This window comes from Roseisalinus antarcticus, assembly GCF_900172355.1.
In the GTDB taxonomy this organism is placed as follows: Bacteria; Pseudomonadota; Alphaproteobacteria; order Rhodobacterales; family Rhodobacteraceae; genus Oceanicola; species Oceanicola antarcticus_A.
On the sequence record NZ_FWFZ01000021.1, the window covers coordinates 57872 to 67683 of the forward strand.

Here is a 9812-nt window from a genome sequence, read left to right on the forward strand (position 1 = left end):
CGCTCGCCGGCCCGCTTCAAGAAATCGCCGCAATTGCGGCTCAAAATCTCCGGCCTTTGATGGTCTGTCCCGATCCCGAAGGGCCGGCGCCATCCCTATCGCCACCGACACTGACACCGCCACCGGCACCGACACTGACACCGGCACCGACCCCCACACCGGCACCGATACGGACACAGCGCAGGAACTGGGACCGAACACCATGAGCCTCAATCTCGCCTCCCCCCTGGAGCGCTACATGCTCAAGCTGCTCAACACCGAGCGGACGGAGCGCGGCCTGGATCCGCTGCAGCTCGAACAGCACCTGAACCAATCGGCCGAGAAACATTCCGAATGGATGCTGGCCACCGACACGTTCAGCCATGCCGGCCGGGGCGGGTCGGCCCATGACGACCGGATCGAGGCGGCGGGGTTCGACATGTCCGGCACCTGGCTTACGGGCGAGAACATCGCCCTGCGCTCGATCGGCGGGGCGCCCGGCTTCTACGACGAGGTGCGGCTGATGATGCAAGGGCTGATGGACAGCCCCGGCCACAAGGCCAACATCCTCAAGCCCGCCTACGATTATGTCGGCATCGGCATCGAGCTGGGCAAATACACCGCGGGCGGCCATGCCTATACCGCGCTCGCGGTCACCCAGAATTTCGGCGCCACCAGCAAGAGCGTCCTGCTCGACGGGGCCGCGTCCGGCGGGTCGGGCAGCTCGGACCGGGGCCGCTCGATCACCGGCAACGACAAGGGCAACGCCCTGGCCGGCACCGGCAGGGACGACGCGATCTGGGGCCGGGACGGCGCCGATTCGCTGATCGGGCGCGACGGCGACGACGCCCTGCGCGGCGGGGCCGGCAACGATTTCCTGCGCGGCGGGCGGGGCGACGACACCGCCTGGGGCAGCAGCGGCAACGACCGGTTCGCCGGGGAAAACGGCCAGGACCGGCTGATGGGCGGCACCGGCAACGACTACATGCTGGGCGGCAACGGCCAGGACATCCTGCAGGGCGGCACCGGGGCCGACACGGTCTTTGCCGGGCGCCATGACGACCGGGTCTGGGGCAACGACCAGCGCGACAGGCTGTTCGGCGGCACCGGCGACGATGCGATCTGGGGCGGCCGCGATCACGACAAGCTCTGGGGCGGCAAGGGCCACGACCTGCTCGGCGGCGATACCGGCAACGACGCGATCTCGGGCGGCAACGGCGACGACGTGATCCGGGGCGGCAAGGGCCGCGACCGGATCGACGGCGGCTATGGCGACGACACGATGACCGGCGGCGCCTGGTGCGACAGCTTCGTCTTCCGCAAGGGCAACGGCGCCGACACGATCACCGATTTCCAGCGCGGCGCGGACAGGCTGCTGCTCGACGATGCGATCTGGGGCGGCGGGCTGGCCCGGTGGGAGGTGGTGGCGGACCACGCCAGGCTGACCGACGCGGGCCTCGCGCTGGAATTCGGGCACGGCCACAACATCCTGCTCGAGGACGTGCAGACCGCCTGGGGCATGGCCGCCAACATAGAGATCTTCTGACCGCGAAACAGACCCTCCTCCGCCGGAACAGGGTCACATCCGGGCGTCAGAGCGGCGGCGTCACGAAGGCCGGCATCGCCGCCCCCGGCGCGCGGTCCAGAAAGGCGCGGGCGGTGTCCAGCGCATCGCGGATCGTCACATCCATGTCGAGATAGCGATAGGTGCCCAGCCGGCCGACGAAGGTCACCCCCTCGGTCCGCGCGGCGCGGTCCGCATACTCGGCCAGCAGCGCCTTCTCCTCGACCAGGCGGATCGGGTAATAGGGGATGTCGTCGGGCCCGCAGGCGCGGCTGAACTCGCGGTAGAGCACCGACCCCTCGGGACTTTCCCAGGGGGCGAAATGCCTGTGCTCGGTGATCCGGGTCCAGGGCACGTCGCGGTCGCCGTAATTCATCACCGCGCAGCCCTGCCAGTCGCCCGTGCCCTCGAACCGCTCGAAATCCAGCGTGCGGTAGCCCAGCCGCCCGTGGGCATAGCCGAAGAACCCGTCAAGCGGCCCGGACCAGAAGACATGGCCATAGCGATCGGTCATTTCCGGCTGGAACAGGGTCGAAACATGCACGTCGATGGCGGGATGGTCGAGGATGCTTTCGATCAGCGCGGTATAGCCCGCCCCGGGGATCCCCTGGAACCGGTGGGCAAAGTAATTGTCATCGTAGGAGAACCGCAGCGGCAGCCGCTTGAGGATGCTGGCGGGCAGCTCGCGCGGGTCCACCCCCCATTGCTTTTCGGTGTAGCCCTTGAAGAACGCCTCGTACATCTCGGGCCCGACAAAGCGCAGGGCCTGTTCCTCGAAATTCGCAGGCTCGCTGATCGAGGTGTCGGCCCGGGCCTCGACATAGGCGCGGGCCTCGTCGGGGCGCAGGGTCTGGCCGAAGAACTGGTTGATCGTCAGCAGGTTCAGCGGCAGCGAATAGACCCTGTTTCGCACCGTTGTGCGCACCGAATGGCGATAGGGCCGGAACGGGGTGTGGGCGTTGACGTAGTCCCAGACCTCGGCATCGTCGGTGTGGAAGATATGCGGCCCGTAGACATGGACCATGACGCCGGTGCCCGGGTCGCGGGCGGTGTGGCAATTGCCGGCCACGTGGTCGCGCCCGTCGATCACGGTCGGGCGGTGCCCGGCCTCGGCCAGCTCGCGCGCGATCACCGCGCCCGAGAACCCCGCCCCCACGATCAGAATGTCCACCGCCTGCCCCCCGTTCGGCCGATCCCGCGGATTTCCTGTCAGATTTCCCGCCGCAGCACAACGCGGGGCCCGGCGCTCAGACGAAGGTGATGTCGATGTCGTCCACATCCGCCGCGCGCAGCCCCTCCAGCAGCACGGTCTCGCCCGCGAAGGCCAGCCGCACGCCCGCGCCCAGCACCGTGGTGCCCAGTTGCCCCGCAGAGACGCCCGCGATCTCGATCACGTCGTAGCCGGCCTTGAAATCGGTGATCCGGTCGTCGCCCGAACTGGCGTTGAACACGAAGGTGTCGCGCCCCCCGCCGCCCGCCATCGTGTCGCGCCAGCTGCCCCCCGCGATCCGGTCGATGCCCCGGCCGCCGTCGATGCTGTCGGCCCCGGCGCCGCCCAGGATGCTGTCGTCGCCCCAGCCGCCGTCGATGGAATCATGCCCTGTTCCGCCGTCGATCGTGTCCGCGCCGGAAATGGCGATGATCGTGTCGTCGCCCTGGTCGCCGGTGATGCTGTCGTCGCCCTTGCCGCCCTCCAGCAGGTCGTTGCCGGTGCCGCCGTCGATCCGGTCGTCGCCCCAGGACCCCGAGATGCTGTCGTCGCCCGAGAACCCTTCGAGCCTGTCGTTGCCCGATCCACCCTCGATCGTGTCGTCGCTCTGGCCGCCGTTGATCCGGTCGCGGCCCTTGTGGCCGCGCATGACATCCTCGCCCCAGCCGCCCCACATCGTGTCGTTGCCGTACCAGCCGCTGAACGTGTCGGACCCGGACTTGCCGGTCAGCGTGTCGGACCCGGACGAGCCGAAGAGCAGGTCGTCGCCGGTGCCGCCGTCGATGTAATCGTTGCCCTGCCCGCCGATCAGCCTGTCTTCCTCCGACCCGCCATAGAGACTGTCGTTGCCCCGGTCGGCATCGACGGTGGTGGTGCGGGTGCTACTAAAGGCACTGAAACTGTCCTCGCCGCCGCCGAGCCGGGCAAAGACCTGCCCCGGTCCGCGGATGAACACCAGCTCCCCGCCATTGCCGCCATAGATCGTGTCGTGGCCCCCCTCATCCGAGATGGAATGGCCGACGGCGCCACCGTGATAGGTGTCGTCGCCCAGCCCGCCCAGCAGGCCGCCCCTGTTTGTCGAGCCATACAGAACGTCATTGCCGGCGCCGCCGCGAAGCTGGGCCTGGGTGCTCGTCGGCAGGTCATAGCGCGAGGTGCCGCCATAGAGGATGTCGTCGCCGTCGCCGCCCGAAAAGACGCCCCGCGCATCCTCGGCATAGATCGTGTCGTTGCCGCTTCCGCCGTCGATGGTCTTCAGCCCGCTGCCGGCGATGATCTCGTCATCGTCCGCGCCGCCATAGAGCCTGTCGTTGCCGTCGCCGCCGAACAGCCGGTCGTTGTCCGCGCCGCCATAGAGCACATCCGCACCGGCATCGCCGACCAGGGTGTCGTTGCCGCCCAGCCCCATGATCGTGTCATTGCCGCCCAGCCCGAAGATCTCGGAATCGAGGTTGGACGGAGCCCGCCCGGACGCCCCGCCGAAATGCGAGATATGGAGGATGAAGTTCGTCCCCAGCGGCAGCAGATCGAGCCCGTAGCCCAGCGTGCCGCCGGTGTTGCCGCTCGTGCCGAGCGCCTGGGTGCCGAGGTAGAACGTATAGCTGCCGCCCTCGGCAAAGGTATGGGTCAGGGAGGGGTCTTCGAACGACAGGCTTCCGGCGGGCATGTCGGCGGTCTGGTCGAAATCGGCAAAGGCCAGGACCCCGGTCTTGTCCGCCGTCGCCAGCACGATCTTGATGTCGTCATCGCCCGAGACGACCTTGCCGTAATCCACGTCGACGGTGACGGAATCCCCCGCCTCGACATCCAGCGCGACGGAGTTCTGGGACGCAATGCCGGTTATGTCGAATTCCAGCGTGTAATAGGGAACGGATGTCGAGTTCACCACGTCGGGGTTCTCGTCCAGCCGCCCGGCGCCGCGGATGCGGACGTTGGCAGAGGCCACCAGAACGTTGTCGTAATCGTAATAGACATCCGCCCCGTCGGTCAGGACCGTGTCGTTCGTCGGAAAATCGTTCTGGCTGGAAACGATGATGCTCATGGATCTGTGCCCTCCCCCGGGCGGGGTTGTCTGTCGTGTTGCGGGTCTCCGGCACGCCGGTCAGCCGCCGCCTCGGGGCCGATCCGCCGCACCTGTCATGCGTTGTGGCGAAGCAAACACCATGTCAGCGCCGGGTGCACCCCCCTCGGGGCCCGGCGCTCAGACGAAGGTGATGTCGATGTCGTCCACATCCGCCGCGCGCAGCCCCTCCAGCAGCACGGTCTCGCCCGCGAAGGCCAGCCGCACGCCCGCGCCCAGCACCGTGGTGCCCAGTTGCCCCGCAGAGACGCCCGCGATCTCGATCACGTCGTAGCCGGCCTTGAAATCGGTGATCCGGTCGTCGCCCGAACTGGCGTTGAACACGAAGGTGTCGCGCCCCCCGCCGCCCGCCATCGTGTCGCGCCAGCTGCCCCCCGCGATCCGGTCGATGCCCCGGCCGCCGTCGATGCTGTCGGCCCCGGCGCCGCCCAGGATGCTGTCGTCGCCCCAGCCGCCGTCGATGGAATCATGCCCTGTTCCGCCGTCGATCGTGTCCGCGCCGGAAATGGCGATGATCGTGTCGTCGCCCTGGTCGCCGGTGATGCTGTCGTCGCCCTTGCCGCCCTCCAGCAGGTCGTTGCCGGTGCCGCCGTCGATCCGGTCGTCGCCCCAGGACCCCGAGATGCTGTCGTCGCCCGAGAACCCTTCGAGCCTGTCGTTGCCCGATCCACCCTCGATCGTGTCGTCGCTCTGGCCGCCGTTGATCCGGTCGCGGCCCTTGTGGCCGCGCATGACATCCTCGCCCCAGCCGCCCCACATCGTGTCGTTGCCGTACCAGCCGCTGAACGTGTCGGACCCGGACTTGCCGGTCAGCGTGTCGGACCCGGACGAGCCGAAGAGCAGGTCGTCGCCGGTGCCGCCGTCGATGTAATCGTTGCCCTGCCCGCCGATCAGCCTGTCTTCCTCCGACCCGCCATAGAGACTGTCGTTGCCCCGGTCGCCGTCCAGATCGTCCGCGCCGGCCTCGCCCTCCAGCCTGTCGTTGCCGCCGCCGCCCCGGACGGTGTCGATGCCGTCGCCGCCGTAATACTGATCGTAGGCCGTGCCGCCATAGGCGTGGTTGGTCCCGGTTCCGTTGGCGCTCATGTAAGAGCGCTCAGTGGTGTAGAACGTGTTGTCACCCGAGCCGGCAAACATGAAATAGGCACCGTCCTCGCCATGAAGCGTGTCGTTGCCCGCCCCGCCATAGATGAGATAGGCGCCGGTGCCGCCATAGAGCACATCGTGGCCGTCGCCCCCGTTCAGCGTGCCCGCGCCGGAGCCGCCGTAGATCGTGTCGTTGCCCATTTCGGCAGAGACGGTATTGAGCCCGCTGCCGGCATAGATCCTGTCATCGCCGATCCCGCCCAGGAAACTGTCGTTGCCGGCGCCGCCATAGAACAGGTTGGCCCCCGAGACATCGGTCAGGACATCGTCGCCGTCGCCGCCATAAAGCGTGTCGTCCTGGACCCAGCCCTGCACGGTGTCGTTGCCCGCGCCGCCGTACATCAGGTTGTTGCCGAAGGCGCCCTGGATCAGGTCGTCGCCGCCCAGCCCCATGATCGTGTCGTCGCCCTGGTCGCCGAACAGGGTCGAATCCCGCTCGCTCAGCGGCGTGTTCGCGGTCGCGCCGTCGTGCGAGATATGAACCAGAAAGTTCGCCCCCGCCGGCAGGTAGTCCAGCCCGTAGCCCCAGGTGCCATCCCCCGCGCCGTTGCCGTTGGCGAAGGTGCCGATGCGAAACGCATAGGTGCCCGCGGCGGCGAAGGTATGGGTCAGCGAGGCGTCTTCGGTGCTGAGGCTGCCACCCCCGGTGCTCCCCGAGACGTCGATGTCGTTGAACCGCAGTGCCGCGGTGCCTGCCGCGTTCATCAGCACCATCTTGGTGTCGACATCGCCCGAGACGAGCTTGCCGTAATCCACGTCGACCGTGACCGTGTCGCCCTGCGCCACGGTGATCAGGATGTTCAGGAATCCGGTGCCCGGGCTGGTGTTGTCGTATTCGATCGTCGCGTACGGAACGCTGGTGGGCATGGCGATGTCGGGATTTTCGTCCAACCGCCAGGTTCCGCTGGATGGCGACACAAAGATGGTGTTCTCGCCCGACACGACCTGGGCCGCGGTGTCGTAGTCATAATAGACGTCGTTGCCCGTTCCGAAATCCGGCGTGCCACCATTTACGATACTGTCCATCTCGGCTGTCCGCTTCCCTGCAAGGCATGTCCGGGCGAAGGATAGCGCAATCCCCGCCCCCAAACTGTGTGGCAAGTCACACCCGGTCCGTCCAGAAGTTGTTTCGCCCCCGCCCCGGCCCCGATCAGATGAAATCGATGTGCAGCTTGTCCTCGGCCCAGCCGCCCAGCCCGTCGAGCACGACGCTCTCGCCGCCGAAATTCAGCTGCAGGCCCGAGGCGGTGGCGCGGATGTCGAGGCCGCCGGGCCCGACCCCGTCGATCTCGATCCGGTCGATGTAGACGTCGTAATCGTGGATCCGGTCATTGCCCGAGAAGCGGTTGAAGACGAAGGTGTCGGCCCCGCCCCCGCCCCACATGGCATCGTTGCCAGACCCGCCCTCGAGCCGGTCGCGCCCGGTGCCCGCCCAGAGCCGGTCGTTGCCCGACTGCCCCCAGAGGCTGTCGTTGCCGCCGCCGGTCGAGATCCGGTCGTTGCCGGTCCAGCCCCAGACCCTGTCCACCGCCGAAGAGCCGCCGTCATTGACGTCCGTATACCGGTCGCTGCCGCTGCCCAATGCGACCCTGTCCCGGCCCGATCCGCCCAGAACCGTGTCATTGCCGCCGCCGGCCACGACGCTGTCGTTGCCGTTGCCGGCATAGATCCGGTCCCAGCCGTCGCCGCCGTAGATCCGGTCGCTGCCGTCGCCCGCATAGATCCAGTCACTCTCGCCGCCGCCATAGATCCGGTCATGGCCCGTGCCGCCGTTGATCCGGTCGTCGCCGCCGCCGCCCCAGATCGTGTCGCGGCCGGAATTGCCCCAGAAGTAATCGACCCCGTCGCCCGCCGACATGATGTCGCTGCCCTTGCCGCCGGTGACCCGGTTGTTGCCGCTACCCGCGGCGATCCGGTCGCCCTGGGCGCCGCCGTCGATCACGTCGCTGCCGCCGCCCGAGGCGATGCTGTCGGCGTTCCAGCCGCCCGAGATGCTGTCCTCGCCGCGGCCGGTGCGGATGCTGTCCTCGCCCGAGCCCGCGTCGATCGTGTCGCCGTGCCGGTCCCAGCGGTCCACGGCGAAACGGTCGTCGCCCTTGCCCAGGAACACCTTGTCAGACCCTGTTCCGCCGTAAACGACGTCATCGCCCCAGTTCGCGTCGATCCAGTCGTCGCCGCTGCCGGCATAGATCAGGTCGCTGCCCGAGGCGGCATAGATGATGTCCCAGCCGCTGTTGCCGATCAGCCGGTCGTCGCCCTTGCCGCCGTAGATCCAGTCGCTCTCGGCGCCGCCGTCCAGGGTGTCGTCCCCCCAGGAGCCATAGATCCGGTCCCGCCCGGAGCCGCCGTTGACCCGGTCGCCGCCGGAGCCGGCCTCGATCCGGTCGTCGTTCTGCCCGCCATAGAGGTAGTCGTGCCCGCCGTGGCCCTTGATCAGGTCGGCGCCCCAGCCGCCCCAGACCGTGTCGTCCCCGGTCCAGCCCTCCAGCCGGTCGTTGCCGGAATCCCCGGCCAGCTTGTCGTTGCCCGCGCTGCCGTAGAGCGTGTCGATATCGCCGTCGCCCGACAGCACGTCGTCGCCCGGGCCCCCGCGCAGCGTGTCGCGGCCATCGCCGCCGTTCAGCCGGTCGTCGTCGTCGCCGCCGTCCAGCCAGTCGCCGCCGCCGCCGCCCCACAGCGTGTCGCGGCCCGCCCCGCCATCGAGGAAATCGTCCGCGCCCTCGGCCGAGAGGACATCGTCCCCGGCGCCACCATAGAGCCTGTTCCGGCCCCATCCGCCCGCGATCTCGTCATTCCCGGCACCGCCCCAGAGCGCGTCGTCACCATCCTCGCCCGCCAGGCTGTCATCGCCCGCCCCGCCATAGAGGCTGTCGTCGTGCCAGCCGCCGGCCAGGCGGTCGTCGTCCTCGTCGCCGTGGATCACGTCCTTGCCGGTGCCGCCCCAGAGCTGGTCGTCCCCGGCGCCGCCCCAAAGCGTGTCGTCCTCGATCCCGCCCGAGATCTTGTCGTTGTCGTCGCCGCCCAGCAGGCTGTCGCGGCCGGCGTCCCCGGTGATGCTGTCGGCGCCCTGCCCGCCCGCGATGCTGTCGTCGCCATCGCCGCCCACAGCCAGGTCGTCGTCGGCGCCGCCCTCGATGCGGTCGTCGTCATCGCCGCCCCAGAGCCGGTCGGCCCCGTCGCCGCCGATCAGCCGGTCCTGGCCCACGCCGCCGAACAGCGTGTCGCGCCCGCCGTCCCCCTCCAGCCGGTCGTTGCCGTTGGCGCCGGTGATCACGTCGTCGCCGGGCCCGCCCGTCACCGTGTCGGAAGAGCCGCCGCCGTCGATCACGTCGTCCCCGCTGCCGCCGTCGATCAGGTCGGTGCCGCCCCCGCCCGACAGGGAATCCGCCCCGGATCCGCCCCAAAGCGTGTCGTCCTCGATCCCGCCCGAGATCTTGTCGTTGTCGTCGCCGCCCAGCAGGCTGTCGCGGCCGGCGTCCCCGGTGATGCTGTCGGCGCCCTGCCCGCCCGCGATGCTGTCGTCGCCATCGCCGCCCACAGCCAGGTCGTCGTCGGCGCCGCCCTCGATGCGGTCGTCGTCATCGCCGCCCCAGAGCCGGTCGGCCCCGTCGCCGCCGATCAGCCGGTCCTGGCCCACGCCGCCGAACAGCGTGTCGCGCCCGCCGTCCCCCTCCAGCCGGTCGTTGCCGTTGGCGCCGGTGATCACGTCGTCGCCGGGCCCGCCCGTCACCGTGTCGGAAGAGCCGCCGCCGTCGATCACGTCGTCCCCGCTGCCGCCGTCGATCAGGTCGGTGCCGCCCCCGCCCGACAGGGAATCCGCCCCGGATCCGCCC

General features: G+C 69.2%; 5 protein-coding genes. 1 reads left to right on the forward strand and 4 read right to left on the reverse strand.

Annotation, left to right across the window (positions count from 1 at the left end; genetic code table 11):
* Nucleotides 1–202: 202 nt before the first annotated feature.
* The gene (locus ROA7023_RS23940) at nucleotides 203–1525 is read left to right on the forward strand and encodes a CAP domain-containing protein (protein ID WP_143535608.1); all 1323 of its coding nucleotides are present in this window, start codon (nucleotides 203–205) and stop codon (nucleotides 1523–1525) included.
* A gap of 46 nt (nucleotides 1526–1571) precedes the next feature.
* On the opposite strand, the gene ROA7023_RS16630 is transcribed toward ROA7023_RS23940, so the two are convergent.
* The 4 genes from ROA7023_RS16630 to ROA7023_RS16645 form a co-directional block, all read right to left on the reverse strand.
* A complete protein-coding gene (locus tag ROA7023_RS16630; protein ID WP_234992281.1) occupies nucleotides 1572–2714 on the reverse strand; it encodes a UDP-galactopyranose/dTDP-fucopyranose mutase family protein in 1143 nt (380 codons plus the stop codon).
* Between the two features lie 76 nt (nucleotides 2715–2790).
* Nucleotides 2791–4794, reverse strand: coding sequence for a calcium-binding protein (locus tag ROA7023_RS16635; protein WP_085880161.1), 2004 nt, complete (start codon nucleotides 4792–4794; stop codon nucleotides 2791–2793).
* A 159-nt stretch (nucleotides 4795–4953) separates the two neighbouring features.
* Nucleotides 4954–7005, reverse strand: coding sequence for a calcium-binding protein (locus ROA7023_RS16640; RefSeq protein WP_085880162.1), 2052 nt, complete (start codon nucleotides 7003–7005; stop codon nucleotides 4954–4956).
* Between the two features lie 124 nt (nucleotides 7006–7129).
* Nucleotides 7130–9812, reverse strand: a 2683-nt coding sequence (locus ROA7023_RS16645; protein WP_143535609.1) for a calcium-binding protein, incomplete at its 5' end; no start/stop codon positions are given.